Genomic DNA, 18,012 nt, shown 5'->3' with positions numbered 1-18,012 from the left:
GTCAGAATCCGTCAAAGGAGATCAAGTTGCTGCCGGTCGGGTTTCGCGCCGACGGCGCCAGGATCCCATCGTAACCATTGGCCTTGGCCCACGCACCAATCTGGTGGGTCTGGGTGTATTTGTTGCCGGTGATGCTCTTGAGGGACACGCCCAGTTGCTTGCGGACATCGGCCCGGGTCAGGTCGAGGACGTTGTTGAGCTGGACCTTCTTGCTCACCAGCACCCGCGTGGACAGGTCCACGCCCCAGTGGTTGACCTCGCCCATGGCGGTCTTGCGCGAGTTGGCGCCGTATACCCCACCCAGCCCCGGCGCGGTGTACCGGTGGCGGGCGGCCACGTTCCACTTGTGCGCCGTCCAGGTCGTGCTGATCCGCCCCGGCTCTTCGAATCGATACACCGTCCGGTTGACCTTGCGGCCCTTCGGCGGGGTGCTGCACTTCATCAACCCCAAGGGGTCGACCCAGCTCACCGGGTTCGGCGCGTACTGGTAGAGGTTCAGGCCACCGGCCAGGCCGATGGGGTCCGGTGTGGTGAAGCGGCCGATGTCCGGGTCGTAGAAGCGCAGGGTGTTGTAGTGCAGGCCGGTTTCCCGGTCCAGGTACTGGCCCTGGAACCGCAGGTTCTGCTCTTCGATGTAATACGGCTCGCGCAACTCTTCGGCGGTGTTGCCCCACACCTGATAACGGGCCCGCCACAGCGTATGGCCGTCGCTTTCCGACAGTTGCTCGGGCTGGCCGTTGAAGTCGTTGTGGTAGTAACGGACTTTCTGCTGCTCGCCCAGGCCATCGACCCTGGCCAAAGGCTCGTGGCCGTCGTCGGCGTAGATGTAGAGGCTGGTCTGGCTGTTGCGGTGCTCCTGTAACAGTTGCAGCGCATCCCAGGTGAAGCGGGTGCGGCCCAGCAGCGTCGCGTGGCGGTCGTACTCGGCCTTTTCGATGCGCCTGCCCAGCGGGTCGTAGGTCATTTTCACGACCGAGCCGTTGTCGTTATGCACCTGAACCAGGCGCTGCTCGGCGTCGTACACGAACCGCTGCACACCGCGCTGGCTGCTGCGCTTTTCCACCATGCGGCCGAAGCCGTCGTAGCGGTAGCGCTTGTCCTGATAGGTCAGCAAGCGGTTATGGGCGACGTGCCCCGTGCCCATCAGCCCGTCGAGCAGGTTGGCGGCCGGATCGTAGGCAAAGCCTTCGCGCTGGCCCTGGAGGTTGTCCTGGCTGGCGAGGATCCGGCCGGTGGCGTCGTAATGCAGCAGTTGGCGATGAGGCGTTTCGGGTTGGTTGTCGAAGCGCTCCACCAGTTGATCGCTGCCGTCATAGGCAAACAGCGACTGCGCTGCCGGCGGCAGCAACGTCGACAGGCCTTGCTGGCGGCGCTGCCGGGCCCGTAGGCGCCCGCTGCGGTCGTACTCGCTGCGGGTGCTGAGACGGCCCTGGGTGCGCAGCACTTCGCGGTGCAGGCGGTCGCGCTCGAAATCGCTGATGACCCTGCCGTCGAGGTTGATCTGGTGCAGGTGCCCGCTGCCGTAGTGCAGGCGATTCAGCCAGCGGCCATCGGGGAGCTGCGTCTGGGTGAGGTTGCCCAGTTCGTCATAACGATGCTCCAGGCTGCCGGCCCAGCCCTGTTCGGCGATCAGTTGCCCAAGCGCGTCATAGCCAAAGCCGATGCTCTGCTGTTCACCGGTCAGGCCGGTGAAGGTGATGGCGTTGACCTGGTCGAGGTCGTCATAGCGGTACTCGGTGCGCCCGTCGGCGGTGACCTTGGCAACCAACCGGCCCATGGCGTCGCGTTCCAGCTCATGGACGATGGGGGCTTGTGGCGCCAGGTCCAGGTCGGTGCTGCCGGGAACGGCGATGGCTTCCACACGGGTGACGTTGTCCAGCGGGTCATAGGCGTAGCGCTTGAGGCTGCCGTCCAGGCTGTGCTGGGCACTCAGGCGGTCGCCGGCGTCCCAGGCGAACCGATAGCTTTCGCCATTCTCGTTGGTCAGCGCCAGCAACCGCCCGTAGTTGTCGTAGCTCAGTTCTATCCGCCGGCCATGGGCGTCGGTGCGCAAGCGCAGTTGCCCGCTCGGGGTGTGCTGGAAACGGGTGGTGTGCCCGGCGGGATCGCTGTAGCCGATCAACTGGCCGCTGGCATCGCGCTGATAGTGCTCGGTGCGACCGTCCGGCAGTTGCTTGCTCAGCAACCTGCCTTGGTCGTCATAGCTGAAGCGCGTGCGCTCGCCCAATGCATCGCTGCTGCTGACCAGCAGCCCGCGTTCGTCGTAGCTCAGCCGGGTGGTGTAGCCGGAGCAGTCGGTGTGTTCGCTGAGTTGCCCGAGGGCCGTCCAGCGCATCGTCTTGCGCTTGCCGCTGGCATCGATGACGTCCACCACCTGGCCGTGGGCATCGTGGCGATAGCGGGTGACGTGGCCCAGCGGGTCGGTTTCACGGATGCGGTTGCCCCGCGCGTCATAGCGGTACTGCCAGGTATTACCGGCCGCGTCGGTTTCCGCCAGGGGCAGGGCCCAGTGTTCGAGCCACAGGGTCGACTCGCTGCGTCCGAGCGGGTCGAGGGTCTGGCACAGATTGCCTGCTTCGTCATAGCTGAACTGATGCTGCCCCCCGTTGGGGTCGGTCGCGCCCAGCAGTTGGCTTTCATCGCTCCACTGGAACGTCCAGGTGCGGTCCAGGGCATCGGTGGTTTCGAGAATCTGGTAGCGGGCATCCCAGCGCCGGGTACTGCGGCGGTTCAAGCCGTCGGTGATGCGCGTGACACCGGCGGCCAGGTCATAGGTGAAGGTGTAGGTGTCGCCGGCGTCGGTCCAGTGGCGGACCACGCGCCATTCCCGGTCTTCGATCAGCGCCCATTCGTAGAAGCAGCGCAGGCCGGTGGGCAACTGGTGCTCCACCATCCGTCGCCCGAGGTCGTAGGCGTAGCGCCGCTTGACCTGGCTGTTGGACTGGCGAACTTGGGCCAGGTCCCCCTGGCTGTCGTAGTCGTAGTGCATCAGCACGTCGCGACGCTGGTCGGGGTAGAGGCGCTCGATCCGGCTGACTCGGTGTGGCCAGCGCGCGTCGTAGGTCAGTTCGGCCTGCACCAGGTCGAAGGTGTCGCGCAGGCGCACCAATCGCCCGCTCTCGTCGTAATCGAGGTGGATGCGGTTGTCGTTGCGATCGCCCAGCTGGTTGAGGCGCAGCAAGGCCGCGTTCCCCGGCGCCGGTGCGAACAGGCGGTACAGGCCGTCCGCGCTTTCGATCAGCAGCTCGCCGTTGAGGTGCCGGCGCACGTTGAGCCCTTCGCCTGGGCTGAACACCGCGCCGCCCAGGGGAATCGAACCCATGTCGATGCGCCGACCCTGTTCGTCGGTGTAGACCAGGGTCTCGCCACCCTCGGGATGGGGCAGGATCTCGACGCGCACCTCGTAGGCCACGCTCCAACCGGCGCCGAACAACCCTTCACGGCGCTCGTCGCGGCTGTTGTAGAAACGCTGCCAATCGATCGGCAGGATGCCCGGCAGAACGAAGTCCAGTTCCTCGACATCCCCCAGCACCTTGGCCCCGGTGGCGGCATGCACCGGGTTCGACGAACCCATGGCCGCATTCGCCGCTGCGCCCATCGCGCTGCTGACCGCCATCGATGCTGCGCCGCCAATCAGCATGCAGGGCAGGTTGCTCAGGAACTTGCCCTTGCCGCCCTTGAGCATCAGCAATGCCGTGACGGCCAGCCCCACGCCGGGTGTCTTGCCGCTGCGGATCTCGCGCACCACCACGGTACCGCCGCCGATAGTCACGTCAGGGGAAATCAAACCGGACGACACCACGGTCGCCTCGCAAGTGCTGCGGTCGCCGCTGCGCACGGCGGGTTGGCCGTTGATGGTGACCTTGTCCGAGCCTTCGGCCAAAAACTGCGGCGGCATCGGCGGATGCTTCAGGCAAGTGATCATGTCCAGCGGTTTGGGCACGGCGCCGGGCGCGGGCGTGGCGACGGTGGGGCGCCACATCTGCGAGAAGAAGCTCTCGGCCATGTCCAGATAGCTGGGCTCGGGCTGCGGCTCCTCGAGTTCGGTGCCGGCGGGCGCGACATGGGACTCGATGGCCCCGGCGGCGCGGGCCGCTGGAATGTTGTTGGTCAGGGTGTCGGTGGAGCCGGTGAGGATGTTGGCCTGCACCGTGGGCGGAAAGAGCGCGTTGCCGATGCCCTCGCATAAATTGCTCAAGCCTTTGTCGGCCCCGGTCTTGCTCATGGCGATGCCCACCACTGCACCGACCACCGCGCCAAGCAGGAAGCAACCGAGCCCACCGGTGGCCACGGTGATGCCGGTGGCTGCTACCACGGCGGCGGTGGCGACAGCGGTGATGGCGATGTTGGCCGCCACTTCCAGGACGCCGCCGAGAATGTCGGCCATCATCGAGGTGTGGTTCAGCGCATCGCCCAGGCGTGCGGCCCAGAGCGCGTCAGACATGCCTGTCGCTCATCAGGCCGGCACGTCAAACAACAGCGAGCCCTTGATGCTCGCCCAATGGGCGGCTTCGGCATCGCCGAGCTTCTCGGCTTTGACATAGCTCAGGGCGAACATCTTGCGGGTGCCGGGCAGCACCAGGGCCAGTTGGTACTGGAACACCTTTTCGGTGCCCTTGTTGAACTGGCTGCGCAGCTCGATGCCTTCGACTTCCTGGCTGGCGCCCAGGCGCACCGGGACGCCCGGTTGGCAGCGCAGGTCCTGGACCTGTTTTTCCAGGCGCGCCAGTTGGTCGTCGAGGTTGCTTTGCAGGGTCTCGCCCTCGGCGAGCAGGCTGCGACTGACGATCAAGGACGTGCCCAGCTCGGGGAACTTGAGGATGTTGATCGTCGCGTCGAGCAATTCGCTGGGCGGCAGTTGGAACTGGAATTCGTTGATGCGGTAAGTCATGGCGCCTGAATCTCTGGATTAACCCTGGGGGAACGCGGCTTTGATGTTCGCGTCGATACTGCCCTTGACGCCCTGGCCGTCCGGCGTGGCACCGGGGCCGCCGCCGTTGTTCAGGTGCAGCACGCCGCCGGTGTTGAACTCGGCATCGCCGCTGGCGTAGAAGCTGATCTGCACGCCGGTCAGGTTGATCTGGCCGCTGGCATTGAGCTCCAGGATGCTTTCGCCGCACACCAGGCGCAGGTTCTCGCCCACCTCGATGACGTAGCTCTGGCTGATGCTGTCGGTCTTGCGCAGGCCCACCGAGAGGATGTCTTCCTGCTTGACGATGCGCAGGCGGTTGTTGCCGATGGTCACCGTCTCGTCATGGCCGATGCTCTTGTTGCGGTCGTGGCCCACCGAATGGCTTTCGTCCACTTCCACCACGATGTCCTGGTTGCGCTCGGCATGGATGTACAACTGCTCGGCGCCTTTCTTGTCTTCCATGCGGATTTCGTTGAAGTTCGCCGGCGTGCCGCCCTTGCTCGAACGGCTTTTCATGCCGCTCTGGGTCGCATTGGCGGGCAAGTCGTAGGGCACGGTCTGTTCAGCGTTGTAGACACGACCGGTGATGATCGGCCGGTCCGGATCGCCTTCGAGGAAGCTGACGATCACTTCCTGGCCGATGCGCGGGATTTGCATCGAGCCCCAGTTTTTCCCGGCCCAGGCCTGTGACACGCGAATCCAGCAGGAGCTGTTTTCGTTGGACTGGTCGTGACGGTCCCAATAGAAATGCACCTTCACCCGGCCGAACTGGTCGGTCCAGATTTCCTCGTCCTTGGGGCCCACCACCAACGCGGTCTGCGGGCCTTTGACGATGGGGCGATGGGTGATGGGCAGCGGTCGATAGCTTTGCTGGGCGTCGATGCAGGTCAGGCTGCTTTCGAACTGGGCCGAAGGCGCGCCACCGTTGGTTTCGCCGCTTTCCTGGGAAATGTAGTAGCGGGCACCGACGATCAGGTACTCGCGGTTCTGGTCCTGGCGGGTGAAGCCGGTGAGGCTGAACAGGTTGCCCGAGCCCAAGCCGCGGGCGTTGCCGGCCAGCTCGACCTGCTCGTGCTGGGTCTGCAAGGCTTCGATGCGGGTGCGGGCGTAGTGTTCGCCATCGGCGCTCTGCACGTAGGTGCCGGGGTAGTCGTACAGCGGATAGTCACCGGCGGCATGCGGGCGTGGCATCGCCGAACGCACGTCGATCCGTGCGCTGGGACGCTGGAAGTCGTAGTCGTTGAGCTCCAGCGAACCCGGCTGGACTTCCTGGGCCAGGTGCCAGTCGTGAATGTGGTCGCGTTCGCGTTGCTGCTCGTTCTTCGGGTAGTAGGGCACCGACGCGTAGCCGGGCGCGCTGGTGTGCGCGCCGTAGGCATCGGCCAGCACCAGCACGTGGCGGCCTTGTTCGTGGCGGAAGAAGTAATAGATCCCTTCCTGCTCCATCAGCCGGCTGACGAAGTCGAAGCTGGTCTCGCGATACTGCACGCAGTATTCCCACTCGCGGTAGGTGGCGCTCAGGCTGTCTTCGAAATCGGAAAACCCGAGGTCGCGGAACACCTGCTTGATGATCTGCGGGATGGTCAGGTTCTGGAAAATCCGGCAGTCGGAGGTGCGCGTCAGCAGCCACAGCCAAGGCCTGAGCGTGGCCTGGTAGCTGGAGAACTGGCCCTGGTCGACGTTCTGGCTGCAGCGGGCAACGATGCCGTGGAAATACCGTTCGCCGCCGCCGTCCAGTTGCAGGCTCACGCACATGGGCTTGCCGAGCAACTGGTTGAGGTCGATGGCGTTGTCCAGCGAGTGCAGCTGCAACTCATAGTTGAACAGCCGCCCCAGCTCTTCGCCGCCACCCATGTCCTTGAGCAGCAGCACCTCGGGCCCCAGGGGGCTGGTGATTTTGGCCAGGCGTGAGGCTTGGTTGAATAACATCGGTTATCTCGTCGTTGTATGGGCTGCGCCGCTGTTTCCCTGAATAGACCGGATCAACTGTGGGAGCGAGCTTGCTCGCGATGGCGGTGTGTCAGTCAACCGTAATGCTGGCTGTAACTACGCTATCGCGAGCAAGCTCGCTCCCACAGGGGCCGGTGTACCTTTCAATCAGGCCGCGTCGCTGAAATCGTACTGCAATTCGTTGTCCACCGCGCTGATCCGCACGCCGGCCATGGCCTTGCCTTCGAGCATGCGGGTCAGGAACTCGCGGCTCATGTCCGGCAGCAGGCTGTTGGTCAGGATGGTGTCGATCATACGGCCGCCGCTTTCGGTTTCGGTGCAGCGCGAGACGATCAGGTCGATCACCGCGTCGTCGTAGTCGAACGCGACTTTGTGGGTACTTTCCACGCGCTTCTTGATGCGGTTGAGTTGCAGGCGGGTGATGGCCTTGAGCATTTCGTCGCTGAGCGGATAGTACGGGATCGTCACCAGGCGGCCGAGCAGGGCCGGCGGGAAAATCTCCAGCAGCGGCTGGCGCAGGGCCTTGGCGATTTCTTCCGGCTCGGGCACGTTTTGCGGGTCTTTGCAGACGTCGGCAATCAGCTCGGTGCCGGCGTTGGTGGTCAGCAGGATCAGGGTGTTCTTGAAGTCGATCACCCGGCCTTCGCCGTCCTCCATGACGCCTTTGTCGAACACCTGGAAGAAGATCTCGTGCACGTCCGGGTGGGCTTTTTCCACTTCGTCCAGCAGCACCACGCTGTACGGTTTGCGCCGCACGGCTTCGGTCAGCACGCCGCCTTCGCCGTAGCCGATGTAGCCCGGTGGCGCGCCCTTGAGGGTGGACACGGTGTGGGCTTCCTGGAACTCGCTCATGTTGATGGTGATGACGTTCTGTTCGCCGCCGTACATGGCTTCGGCCAGGGCCAGGGCGGTTTCGGTCTTGCCCACGCCAGAGGTGCCGGCGAGCATGAACACGCCAATGGGCTTGCTCGGGTTGTCCAGGCCAGCGCGGGAAGTCTGGATGCGCTTGGCGATCATCTGCAAGGCGTGGTCCTGGCCGATGATGCGTTTTTTCAGGTGCTGGTCGAGGTTGAGCACGGTTTCCAGTTCGTTGCGGGCCATGCGGCCCACCGGGATACCGGTCCAGTCGGCGACCACCGAGGCCACGGCCTGGTAGTCCACGGTCGGCAGGATCAGCGGGTTTTCGCCTTGCAGGGCGCTGAGGCGTTGTTGCAGGTCCACCAGTTTTGCCCGCAGGTCGTGGCTTTCGTTGTCGCTAGCTTCGCTGGCGTCGTCGCTGTCCACCACGCCGACGCGCTCGCGCAGGGTGGCGCGGGTGGCGAGCAGTTCGTCCACCAGGTTCTTCTCTTCGGCCCAGCGGCTTTCCAGTTCGGCCAGGCGTTCGCGCTCGGCGCTCAGCAGGCTTTCACTGTGGGTCTGGCGGTTGCCGATGACGACGCCGATCGCGTGCTCGCGGGCGATGATCTGCAGCTCGGTTTCCAGTGCCTCGATGCGCCGACGGCTGTCATCCACTTCGGCCGGCACCGCGTGCAGGCTGATGGCGACGCGGGCGCAGGCGGTGTCCAGCAGGCTCACGGACTTGTCCGGCAACTGGCGAGCGGGGATGTAGCGGTGGGACAGCTTGACCGAGGCTTCCAGGGCTTCGTCGAGGATCTGCACCTGGTGGTGCTGTTCCATGGTCGAGGCCACGCCGCGCATCATCAGCAGGGCCTTGTCTTCCGACGGCTCGGCCACTTGCACCACTTGGAAACGACGGGTCAGGGCCGGGTCTTTCTCGATGTGCTTCTTGTACTCGGCCCAGGTCGTGGCCGCCACGGTGCGCAGGGTACCGCGGGCCAGGGCCGGCTTGAGCAGGTTGGCCGCGTCACCGGTGCCGGCGGCGCCACCGGCACCTACCAGGGTGTGGGCTTCGTCGATGAACAGGATGATCGGCTTGGGCGAGGCCTGGACGTCTTCGATGACCTGGCGCAGGCGCTGTTCGAACTCGCCTTTCATGCTCGCGCCGGCCTGCAACAGGCCGACGTCGAGGCTGCGCAGTTCCACGTCCTTGAGCGACGGCGGCACGTCGCCGGCGACGATGCGCAGGGCAAAGCCTTCGACCACGGCGGTCTTGCCCACGCCGGCTTCACCGGTGAGGATCGGGTTGTTCTGGCGGCGGCGCATGAGGATGTCCACCAGTTGGCGGATCTCTTCGTCGCGGCCGACGATCGGGTCGAGCTTGCCGCTGCGGGCCTGCTCGGTGAGGTCGACGGTAAAGCGCTTGAGCGCTTCCTGCTTGCCCATCGCACTGGGGGCCATGGCGCCGCTGGCTTCGCCGGGCACGCTGCCGGCGTTGAAGCCGTCGCTGGCGGTCAGGGCATTTTCCGGGGAGTCGCCGACGTATTCGTCAAAGCGTTCGCTCAGGGCTTCGGCCTTGACCTTGTCGAACTCCGACGACAACCCCAGCAGCGCGTGGCGCAGGCTTGGCGTCTTGAGGATGCCGAGCACCAGGTAGCCGGTGCGCACCTGGCTTTCACCGAACATCAGGCTGCCATACACCCAGCCGCGTTCCACGGCTTCCTCGACGTGGGACGACAGGTCGGTGATCGAGGTCGAGCCGCGTGGCAGGCGGTCCAGGGCGTCGGTCAGGTCGCGGGCCAGGCGCGCCGGCTCGACGTTGAACTGGCGGATGATGCGGTGCAGGTCCGAGTCCTGCAATTGCAGCAACTGGTGAAACCAGTGGGCCAGTTCCACATAAGGGTTACCGCGCAACTTGCAGAACACGGTGGCGGCTTCGATGGCTTTGTAGGCCACGCTGTTGAGTTTGCCGAACAACGCGGCGCGACTGATTTCACCCATGCTCATGGCTCCTTGAGGTCTGTGAGGTGTTGGCCTGTTCGGCGTAATGCCGGGCCAGTATTAGATCGTTGGCATCTTTTTCGGGCTGGCCCAGCCAGGTGTTGAACCCCAGGCGGAAACGGCCGTTGAGTTGTAGCGCCGGGACCTCGGGCTGCTCCAAGACCAGGTTCAGGTCCCAATCCAGTTCATGGCCCAGGTATTCGGCGACCCAGGCCACCAGTTCATTGAACGGCTGGCTGCCGGGCAGCATGCCCATGTAGTCCACCAGCTTGAGCGGCCCCAGGCGAATGCGGAACTTGTGCTGGCGATCCCAGACGTAGCGACCCAGGCAGAAGTCCACGCCCAGTTGATGGGCGCTGACGCCGACGCGGCTGCGTTCCGGCAGCTCCAGCCATTGGCCGACGTACTCTTCGATTTCCACCGGCAGGCCGAAATACTCGCCAAGGATCGCCTTCAAACCGTCGGGGTAGCGGGTTTGCGCCGCCAGGTGGCCGCTGTAGTGCAGCTTCGCCGTGTCGGGAATCAGCCCCTGCTTGAGCAGGCTGGGCATGCCGCGTCCGCTCAAGGACGCCAGGCGCGCCGACCAGTAGTCGTCGTCCGGGCGGTCGTGGCTGACCGTCGGCCGCGCTTCGGCCCAGGCCCGGTAGAACAGGCTGAGCAAGCGATGGTGGAACACGTCGAGAAAGCGCTTGCTGGTGCTGTCGGCGTTGTTGCGCTGGCGTTCGCGCACGTATTCGGTGATGTGCAGCGGCATCGGCCCGTTGGGGCCGCCGAGGCCGAAGAAGAATTGCTCCAGCCGCGCGGGCGCGCCGTCGCTGCCCGGTTGCACCGAGGCCAATGTCGCCGGCGCGAAGGTGCAGTCGGCTTGTTGGCCCAGGCGCAGCGGGTCATCGGCCAGGCGTAGCGAATGGCCCAGGCGCGGCAGCTCGGGGGATTCACACTCGATGCGCCGCAAGGCCTGGAAGAAGTCGTATTCCCAGGGCTCCTGGTGCATCGCTTCCAGGGTACTCACAGGGTCGGACGACGTCCGGGCTTGGCTTTCCATCGCATGATCTCGCCGCGTTCGGTGGTACGAATCACCGTTTCGGTAAAACTGTTGATCGACACGTAGCGTGCCAGGAAGCGCTCGAACACCGCGCCGAGCAGGAATACGCCGGTGCCGCGAAACGCGTTTTCATCGAACTCCAGGGTGATCTCCAGGCCGCGACCGAAGACGATCGGGCCGGGCATCGGCAGGCGTCGGGTGCAGGCTTTGCTGCTGACTTCCCGCAGGCCTTCGATCTGCAATTGCAGCGCCGCATCGTTGCTGTCGCCGTACAGGCGCAGCAGCTCGCGCAGTGCGGCGGCGCCCTGGCCTTGTTCACTGAGGGACAGGTAGTTCAGCGACAACTGGCTGATCAGCCGCCAGGCCTTGGCGTCGTGGGCATGGCTGGCCCGTGGACGACTGGGCCCGGCCACGCAGCGCACGGCGCCGACCGGGGCACTGTCGGCCAGGGTGAAGTCGGTCTTGCCGCTGCCCACGCTCATGAACAGCGGCAGGTCGCGGTTGGTGCACAGCGCCGTCACGCCCAGTTGACGCAGGTCATGGCGATAAGGCGCCTGCTGGCTGTCCACCAGGCTGACGAACGTTTCGCTGCCGATGTAGGTCGAGCGCGGGCCGTTGCGGCGCTGGTCGCTGGAGAGCACCCGCGGTTCACGACGCACCGTGTAGTACGCCTTGTCGCGCCCATAGCGCGACGGATCGCGCACGGCGTAGAACGGCAGGAATGGCTGTTCCGGCCCGGTGCCGTGGCCGGTGAGGCCGGTCAGCGAATGCACTTCGAAATCCATCGGCCGGGTACGGTCGGCGATCACGTGGTGTTCGTTGACCCGCTCCGACAAGTGAATGCGATCCAGGCGCTTGGGAAACAGGTTGATGGCCGGGGTGCAGAACGGCAGGAACTGCGCGGCCCCGACGCTGCCTTCCAGGCTCGGGTCGTGGCGGTCGAACAGCACGATCAGCTCCAGCTCCTGGCCGTCGCAACGCTTGACCGCCCGGCCCAGCTGGGTGAAGTCGACGAACAGAAAACGCTGGGGCAGCGCGAAATATTCCTGCAACAGGCGATAGCCCTGGAAGGCCCGCGACACCACGGGCAGCGCCGCGTCGGCATCGTCGAAGCCGCGCGAACGCAGCGCGTCCTGAGGCAGGCGCTCGACCCAGTCGCCGCCGGGCTTGCGCGCGAACACCGCGCAGGCGTTGCCCAGTAGTTGTTCATAGAGGCGGAACGGCTGCTCGTCGGCACCGCTCAGGTACAGCGGCAGGTTGTCCAGGGCCAGGCTGTTGAACGGCAGTTCGGCCCCGGTGCGCAGGGTCAGGCGCAGGCCGGCCTTGGCCTTCGGCTCGCTGGCGGCCAGGCGCCCGAGCACCGTGGACGGGTTGCCGAAGTATTCGGCGTGGCTGACCTGCAACGGCCACAACGTCACCGCGTGGGCGGTGCGGTACTCGCAGCAGGTCTGGGTTTCACGGCCCAGGGCGGCGCGCAGGACGCTGTCGCGGGGCAGCGGGAAGCCGCTGCTCAGCGAGCCCTCGTCCGGGTCGGCCTGCAACTGCACCACGGTCATCGACGGCGTGGGCGCCAGGTAATGGGGGTAGGCGATTTCCAGCAGGTTGTGGGTGAAGGTCGGGTACTCGGCGTCGAGCTTGAGCTGCACCCGCGCCGTCAGGTAGGCGAAGCCTTCGAGCAGGCGCTCCACGTATGGGTCGGCGCAGTCCATGCCGGACAACGTCAGCCGGCTGGCGATCTTGGGGTATTCCTTGGCGAACTCCGCCGCGCTTTCGCGCACGTGGTGAAGTTCCTGGTTGTACAGTTCCAGCAAACGCGGGTTCATGAACGTCTCCGCTGGTCGGCATTGACCACCCGCACGTGGCCGGTCTCCAGGTCCAGGTCGGTTTGCAACATCAGGCGCAGGGGCACCGGCTGAGCCCAGAGGTCGCCTTCGATCTCGAAGCTCAGGGCGTTGTGGTTCATCTCGGCGGTGGCCCGGGCACGCACGCGCAGGGTGTGGCGCAGGATCCGCGGCTCGAACGTGGCGATGGCCTGGTGGATCAGGGTTTCCAGGGCCGAGACATCGACGTTCGAGGCGCTGTTGCCGGCCAGTGCCGGCAGCCCGAAGTTCACCACCGAGGTGCCGGCCGCCGTGTGCAGCGTGGCATCGGCGTCGAGCAGGGAGGTGGTGTTGAGCAGCCACGCCAGGTCACGCAGCACCGAGGCCTTGAGCTGGGTGAGCGAGAGCACGCGTTTGTCGGCGCTTTCCTTGGGATTGGTCGGATCGTCGTCAGTCAACCGGTCCAGCAGGGACGGTTGCAGGCGATCGCGGGCGGCGATTTCGGTTACCACCTGAATAACGCCGTGAACATTTTCTGGTCTTGCTGACCGAGTCCGCACATGGCGCTGGGATTGACCGACGAAGCTTCCAGCGCACCGTTGATTTTGCGCACAGCCTGGGATTTGGCATCACAGTCGCGGCTCGGTGGCGGCTCGGGAACGCTGCGCTCTACCAGAAAAATCGGGACACCGTTGAACGTCTCGACGCGCAATTCGCCGCTCTGGTTCAGGTTGAAGTAGCACGGCCACTCCATGCCCAACACCAAGTGCGTCTGGTCCGGTTTCAACACTGCGCATTGGCCGTTCAGGTCTACCAGCTTGAGCGCCTGGCCAGCGAATGTACCTTGGGTGCGAGCGGGTGCATCGAGACGGTCAGGGTCGGCTTCGGCGCAAGCGTTCAAGCTGATTAGCAAACCGCACAACAGTGTCGCTCGCAGCGTCGGCCCTATCATGTCAACTCCCAGAACCAGACCTGTTTGGACATAAAGTCGCCATCAAAGAAGCCTTTGGTCCGGCCACGATTCCACAGATCAATATGATCGCCTGTGCGCCCGCTTTCGGCCTCGCCCGCACGGGCAAAGCAGTCTTTGAAAAAAACGATTCCGGTCTTCTGGCTGAGCGTCAGCCGATCAGCTGCACTCCCACTCAGAATGGTCGGACGTCCTAAATGATGCCGCCAGAGCCAGTTCGCCAGCGACTCGGCGCCACGGGCATGCTCATGGTTGCATTTGGGTTCGGTGTAGGTCGACTTGTTGACCTTGATAGTCAACTCGCCATTCAACGCGACGCTCATGCGGATAGCGCACTGGTTGCCCCAGGGCTGATCGCATGGGTTCTTGACCGTTGGATAGCTGTTCCACAAATTGATAAACGAAGGCTTGGCCATGACTCAGATACCGCGCGCAAAAGGATTGGATTCGAGCAAGCACCAAACACCCCCGGCGCAGGGCACCGGGGGCGTGTTCGATTACACCTTGACGTTCTGACGCACGTTCCAGCCGAACTTGACCGGACCGCCTTCCTTGGTGCCGTCGGCTTTCTGTGGCTGGTAGTCCACCAGCACCTTGGCGAAGTTCAGGGTGACGTTTTCGGTCAGGCGATCATCGCTGCCCGAGCCGCCGGTGCTCAGGGAGGTGATCAACACTTCTTCCAGGTTGATGATCATGTACTCGACCTGGCTTTCACCGCCGGCCTTGCGCACGGTCAGCTTGACCTTGTCGATGTGCTTGCCGCTGGCGCAGTGCATCATCAGGTTCGGCGAGGCCTTGTCGACGAACTTGGTCAACGACAGGTCCTGGATGTTCACCTTGCCCGCACCACCGCCGCTGCCGGTGTGCATGTTGCCGGACTGGGACATGCCCCAGCTCCAGTTCAGGACGTCGATTTCGTCCTTGTGGGCCTTGTCCATGGACTCGCCCTTGATGTCGCCGATCTTGATGAAAATATCAACAGCCATGTTTTCTCCCTGTGTGGTTTCTAACCACATTGTTTGGTTGACGCTGACCTTGCGAAACTTCTTTGGATGTCAGCCGAAACACCGTACCTGTGGGAGCGGGCTTGCTCGCGAATGCGGTGGGGCAGCCAACGCCGATGTCGACTGATCCGACGCCTTCGCGAGCAAGCCCGCTCCCACAAGGAACAGGCCTGCCGACAAATACTGTTGCTTACGCGCCCTTGGCCGACGGCAGTTTCGATACCAGGCGCAGCGACACGGTCAGCCCTTCGAGCTGGTAGTGCGGACGCAGGTAGAACTTGGAGTTGTAGTAACCCGGGTTGCCTTCGACTTCCTCGACGATCACTTCGGCCGCCGCCAGAGGGTGCTGGGCCTTGGTGGTCTCGGTGGAGTGCGCCGGGTCACCGTCGACGTAGTTGAGGATCCAGTCCTGCAACCAGCGCTGCATCTCGTCCTTCTCTTTGAAGGAACCGATCTTGTCGCGCACGATGCACTTCAGGTAATGGGCGAAACGGCAAGTGGCGAACAGGTACGGCAGGCGCGCGGCCAGGTTGGCGTTGGCGGTGGCGTCCGGGTCGTCGTACTCGGCTGGCTTCTGCAGCGACTGGGCGCCGATGAAGGCCGCGAAGTCGGTGTTCTTCTTGTGCAGCAGCGGCATGAAACCGTTCTTCGCCAGCTCCGCTTCACGGCGGTCCGAAATGGCGATTTCGGTCGGGCACTTCATGTCCACGCCACCGTCGTCGGTCGGGAACGTGTGGGCCGGCAGGTTTTCCACTTCACCGCCAGACTCCACGCCACGGATGCGCGAGCACCAGCCGAAGTGCTTGAACGAGCGGTTGATGTTCACGGCCATCGCGTAGGCGGCGTTGGCCCAGGTGTACTTGGAGCTGTCGGCGCCGTCGGTGTTTTCTTCGAAGGCGAAGGCTTCCACCGGGTCGGTCTTGGCGCCGTATGGCAGGCGCGCCAGGAAGCGTGGCATGGTCAGGCCGATGTAGCGCGAGTCTTCCGATTCACGCAGCGAACGCCAGCCGGCGTACTCGGGCGTGGTGAAGATCTTGGTCAGGTCGCGCGGGTTCGACAGTTCCTGCCACGAGCCCATGCCCATCACGGTTGGCGAGGCGGCGGAAATGAACGGGGCGTGCATGGCCGCGCAGACTTTCGACAGTTCGCCCAGCAGTTCCACGTCCGGTGGCGACTGGTCGAAGTAGTAGTCGCCCACCAGGCAGCCGTATGGCTCGCCGCCGAACTGGCCGTATTCTTCCTCGTACATCTTCTTGAAGATCGGGCTCTGGTCCCACGCGGTGCCCTTGAACTTCTTCAGGGTCTTGTGCAGGTCGGTCTTGGAGATGTTGAGCACGCGGATCTTGAGCTGCTCATCGGTCTCGGTGTTGTTGACCAGGTAGTGCAGGCCACGCCAGGCGCTTTCCAGCTGCTGGAAGTCGGGGTGGTGGATCACCTGGTTGACCTGGGCGGTGAGCTTGGCGTCGATGGCGGCGATGATCGATTCGATCGACTTGATGGCGTCGTTGGACACCAGGTCAGTCTGCGCCAGGGCCTGCTCGGCCAGGGTGCGCACGGCCGTCTCGACGGCCTCGCGAGCACGTTCGGTCTTGGGCTTGAACTCTTGCAGCAGCAGGGAGGCGAATTCGCTGGTCTCTTCGGTCGCGCCGAGGTTCTGGACGCCTTCGCGGGCGGTATTGTCAGTCATGATCATTGGTCCTGTGCTGGCTTCGGCGCGCTCGCCAGGGCCTGCAACAGCGCTGGGTCCTTGATCGCCTTCATGATGATTTCTTCAGCGCCGGTCTTGCCGTCCATGTAGGTCAGCAGGTTGGCCAGTTGGGTGCGCGCTTCGAGCAGCTTGTTCAGCGAGTCGACCTTGCGCGCCACGGCGGCGGGGCTGAAGTCGTCCATGCTTTCGAAGGTCAGGTCCAGGCTCAGGTTGCCTTCGCCGGTCAGCTCGTTGGGCACATGGAACGCCACGCGCGGTTGCATGGCCTTGAGGCGCGAGTCGAAATTGTCGACGTCGATTTCGAGGAACTTGCGATCGGCCACCGGTGCCAGAGGCTCGGCGGGCTTGCCGGCGAGGTCAGCCATTACCCCCATGACGAAGGGCAACTGGACCTTTTTCTCGGCGCCGTAGAGCTCGACGTCGTACTCGATCTGCACTCGAGGCGCGCGGTTGCGCGCGATGAATTTCTGAGAACTTTGCTTCGCCACGTTGCTGCTCCTGGTCGCTTGAGCGACGGTGTTGGCGTCATCGGTGGTACCGGTGACGTGACTGCGTGATCCGTTCGCTTTTATTCGCTATCTGGGCCGCGCAGGTTTTCAAATTGACTCATGCCGTCGGGAATCAGGTTGCGCACGATTGCCGCAAAATCGGCGTGCACCAGATTCTTGGCCCGGTTCAACAGCACCGGCAGGGGGCTGGAGGGCTCGTGACGGGTGTAGTAAGCGAGAATCCGATCAAGGCTGCGCAGCACGTCGTCGCGGTTGGCGATTTCGCCGCTGGCGGCACGCGGTGCGCCTGGCACGCTGGTGGCCGCGCCGCTGGAAGGGGCGCCATCTAGCTCGTCGGGCGCGCTGTCCTCGTCGACTGGTGCGGCGTCGTCGCTTTGCGGGGCGAACTGACCGAGGATCTGCAAGGCCATCTTGAGCGGCTGCTTCAGTGGGCCGAGGTCCACGCCCTGGGCCGAACCCACCTGGTCGCTGACCTGCTGTTCGATGGCTTCGGCGGCGCTGCGGGCTTGCGACAAGGCCGCACGGGTGATCTCCAGTTGCTCGGCATCGCTGTCGCGCAGGGCGCCGGCCAGTTGTTCGGCGCCGAGGGTTTCGTCGGCGAAACTTTGCAGGCCGCTGGCGTTGGCGGCGGCGCGCAGGCTGACGGCACCGAAGGTGCGCGAGCGTGCCAGGATGCTTTCGCGCACCAGGCGAATGGTCATGTCGGATGTCAGGCCGGCGAGGGCATTGATGCGCACGGTGGGGTCGTTGTCGTCATCGGCATCCAGGCGCGGATGCAGGTCGGCCCAGTATTGCTTGAGCAATTCGCTGATCAGGGTCAGCGAGCTGGCCAGCCCCGGAAGGCCTTCGAGGGCCAGGGAGCTTTGCAGCAGGAAATGGGTAATGCGCAGGTCTTTGCTGCGTTGCAGCAGGTCCAGGCTTTGTTGCTGGATGCTGCGCCATTCAGGGGGTTCGGCAGGCAGGATCGAGTCGCCCATGCTGCGCTCGGGCTGGCCTCGGGAATCGCGTTCCAGGCGCAAGAAATCCGCGTCATATTCCAGGTCTTCACCGCAAGGCGAGTTCGCGGAAACGGCGGCGAGCAGCAAAGGCACATCCACTTGGATCGATCTCCCTATCGCCCGTGCACAATGAAGTCGGGCAGTTCACGCAAGTTCCGGATGGAACTTCACATGTCTCTTGACGGTAATGGCCCGATAGATGCGCTATGATCTTAAAGTGCCATCATTGATATTCAAGAAGTTGTGCATTTTTGGTGT

General features: G+C 64.2%; 13 protein-coding genes. All 13 read right to left on the bottom strand.

The window, feature by feature from the left end:
- Position 1 precedes the first annotated feature (1 nt).
- On the bottom strand, positions 2 to 4,444 hold the full coding sequence (locus V3H56_RS26965) for an RHS repeat-associated core domain-containing protein (RefSeq protein WP_123579244.1): 4,443 nt from the start codon (positions 4,442 to 4,444) through the stop codon (positions 2 to 4).
- A gap of 12 nt (positions 4,445 to 4,456) precedes the next feature.
- The gene (locus tag V3H56_RS26960) at positions 4,457 to 4,891 is read right to left on the bottom strand and encodes a DcrB-related protein (RefSeq protein ID WP_042731853.1); all 435 of its coding nucleotides are present in this window, start codon (positions 4,889 to 4,891) and stop codon (positions 4,457 to 4,459) included.
- Positions 4,892 to 4,909: 18 nt separating this feature from the next.
- Positions 4,910 to 6,841 carry a type VI secretion system tip protein VgrG gene (locus V3H56_RS26955; RefSeq protein ID WP_047735740.1) on the bottom strand — a complete coding sequence of 644 codons (1,932 nt, stop codon included), beginning with the start codon at positions 6,839 to 6,841 and terminating at the stop codon, positions 4,910 to 4,912.
- Positions 6,842 to 7,009: 168 nt separating this feature from the next.
- Complete coding sequence (gene tssH / locus V3H56_RS26950; protein ID WP_042731851.1) at positions 7,010 to 9,700, bottom strand: type VI secretion system ATPase TssH; 2,691 nt, start codon at positions 9,698 to 9,700, stop codon at positions 7,010 to 7,012.
- The gene (tssG, locus tag V3H56_RS26945; RefSeq protein WP_042731850.1) at positions 9,693 to 10,745 is read right to left on the bottom strand and encodes a type VI secretion system baseplate subunit TssG; all 1,053 of its coding nucleotides are present in this window, start codon (positions 10,743 to 10,745) and stop codon (positions 9,693 to 9,695) included. The genes tssH and tssG overlap by 8 nt, the downstream gene beginning before the upstream one ends.
- Positions 10,709 to 12,568 (bottom strand): type VI secretion system baseplate subunit TssF, encoded by a 1,860-nt coding sequence (tssF, locus tag V3H56_RS26940; RefSeq protein WP_047735741.1) that lies wholly within the window; start codon positions 12,566 to 12,568, stop codon positions 10,709 to 10,711. The genes tssG and tssF overlap by 37 nt, the downstream gene beginning before the upstream one ends.
- On the bottom strand, positions 12,565 to 13,077 hold the full coding sequence (gene tssE / locus V3H56_RS26935; protein WP_042732849.1) for a type VI secretion system baseplate subunit TssE: 513 nt from the start codon (positions 13,075 to 13,077) through the stop codon (positions 12,565 to 12,567). Before tssE ends, tssF begins: the two co-directional genes overlap by 4 nt.
- A complete protein-coding gene (locus V3H56_RS26930; RefSeq protein ID WP_047735742.1) occupies positions 13,071 to 13,517 on the bottom strand; it encodes a hypothetical protein in 447 nt (148 codons plus the stop codon). The genes tssE and V3H56_RS26930 overlap by 7 nt, the downstream gene beginning before the upstream one ends.
- Positions 13,514 to 13,951, bottom strand: a complete 438-nt coding sequence (locus V3H56_RS26925) for a type VI secretion system amidase effector protein Tae4 (protein ID WP_042732851.1) — start codon at positions 13,949 to 13,951, stop codon at positions 13,514 to 13,516. Before V3H56_RS26925 ends, V3H56_RS26930 begins: the two co-directional genes overlap by 4 nt.
- 81 nt (positions 13,952 to 14,032) lie before the next feature.
- On the bottom strand, positions 14,033 to 14,521 hold the full coding sequence (locus tag V3H56_RS26920; protein WP_042732852.1) for a type VI secretion system tube protein Hcp: 489 nt from the start codon (positions 14,519 to 14,521) through the stop codon (positions 14,033 to 14,035).
- A gap of 208 nt (positions 14,522 to 14,729) precedes the next feature.
- Positions 14,730 to 16,226: a type VI secretion system contractile sheath large subunit gene (gene tssC / locus V3H56_RS26915; protein WP_047735743.1), complete on the bottom strand. Its 1,497-nt coding sequence runs from the start codon at positions 16,224 to 16,226 to the stop codon at positions 14,730 to 14,732.
- Positions 16,227 to 16,228: 2 nt separating this feature from the next.
- Entirely contained in the window at positions 16,229 to 16,735 is a 507-nt protein-coding gene (gene tssB, locus V3H56_RS26910) for a type VI secretion system contractile sheath small subunit (protein ID WP_003177230.1), read from the bottom strand.
- 80 nt (positions 16,736 to 16,815) lie between these two features.
- Positions 16,816 to 17,853, bottom strand: a complete 1,038-nt coding sequence (tssA, locus tag V3H56_RS26905) for a type VI secretion system protein TssA (protein WP_047735744.1) — start codon at positions 17,851 to 17,853, stop codon at positions 16,816 to 16,818.
- Between the last annotated feature and the right edge of the window lie 159 nt (positions 17,854 to 18,012).

The organism is Pseudomonas sp. MS646 (assembly GCF_036693845.1).
GTDB classification, from domain to species: Bacteria; Pseudomonadota; Gammaproteobacteria; order Pseudomonadales; family Pseudomonadaceae; genus Aquipseudomonas; species Aquipseudomonas chlororaphis_E.
Note: the sequence above shows the minus strand (reverse complement) of the source record. Positions and strands in the feature narration are given on the sequence as shown.

Coding starts and splice junctions, on each gene's coding strand:
- V3H56_RS26965 (WP_123579244.1), bottom strand. CDS start 4,444: ATGTCTGACGCGCTCTGGGCCGCACGCCTGGGCGATGCGCTGAACCAC.
- V3H56_RS26925 (WP_042732851.1), bottom strand. CDS start 13,951: ATGGCCAAGCCTTCGTTTATCAATTTGTGGAACAGCTATCCAACGGTC.
- tssC (WP_047735743.1), bottom strand. CDS start 16,226: ATGACTGACAATACCGCCCGCGAAGGCGTCCAGAACCTCGGCGCGACC.
- tssH (WP_042731851.1), bottom strand. CDS start 9,700: ATGGGTGAAATCAGTCGCGCCGCGTTGTTCGGCAAACTCAACAGCGTG.
- V3H56_RS26930 (WP_047735742.1), bottom strand. CDS start 13,517: ATGATAGGGCCGACGCTGCGAGCGACACTGTTGTGCGGTTTGCTAATC.
- V3H56_RS26955 (WP_047735740.1), bottom strand. CDS start 6,841: ATGTTATTCAACCAAGCCTCACGCCTGGCCAAAATCACCAGCCCCCTG.
- tssF (WP_047735741.1), bottom strand. CDS start 12,568: ATGAACCCGCGTTTGCTGGAACTGTACAACCAGGAACTTCACCACGTG.
- tssG (WP_042731850.1), bottom strand. CDS start 10,745: ATGGAAAGCCAAGCCCGGACGTCGTCCGACCCTGTGAGTACCCTGGAA.
- V3H56_RS26920 (WP_042732852.1), bottom strand. CDS start 14,521: ATGGCTGTTGATATTTTCATCAAGATCGGCGACATCAAGGGCGAGTCC.
- V3H56_RS26960 (WP_042731853.1), bottom strand. CDS start 4,891: ATGACTTACCGCATCAACGAATTCCAGTTCCAACTGCCGCCCAGCGAA.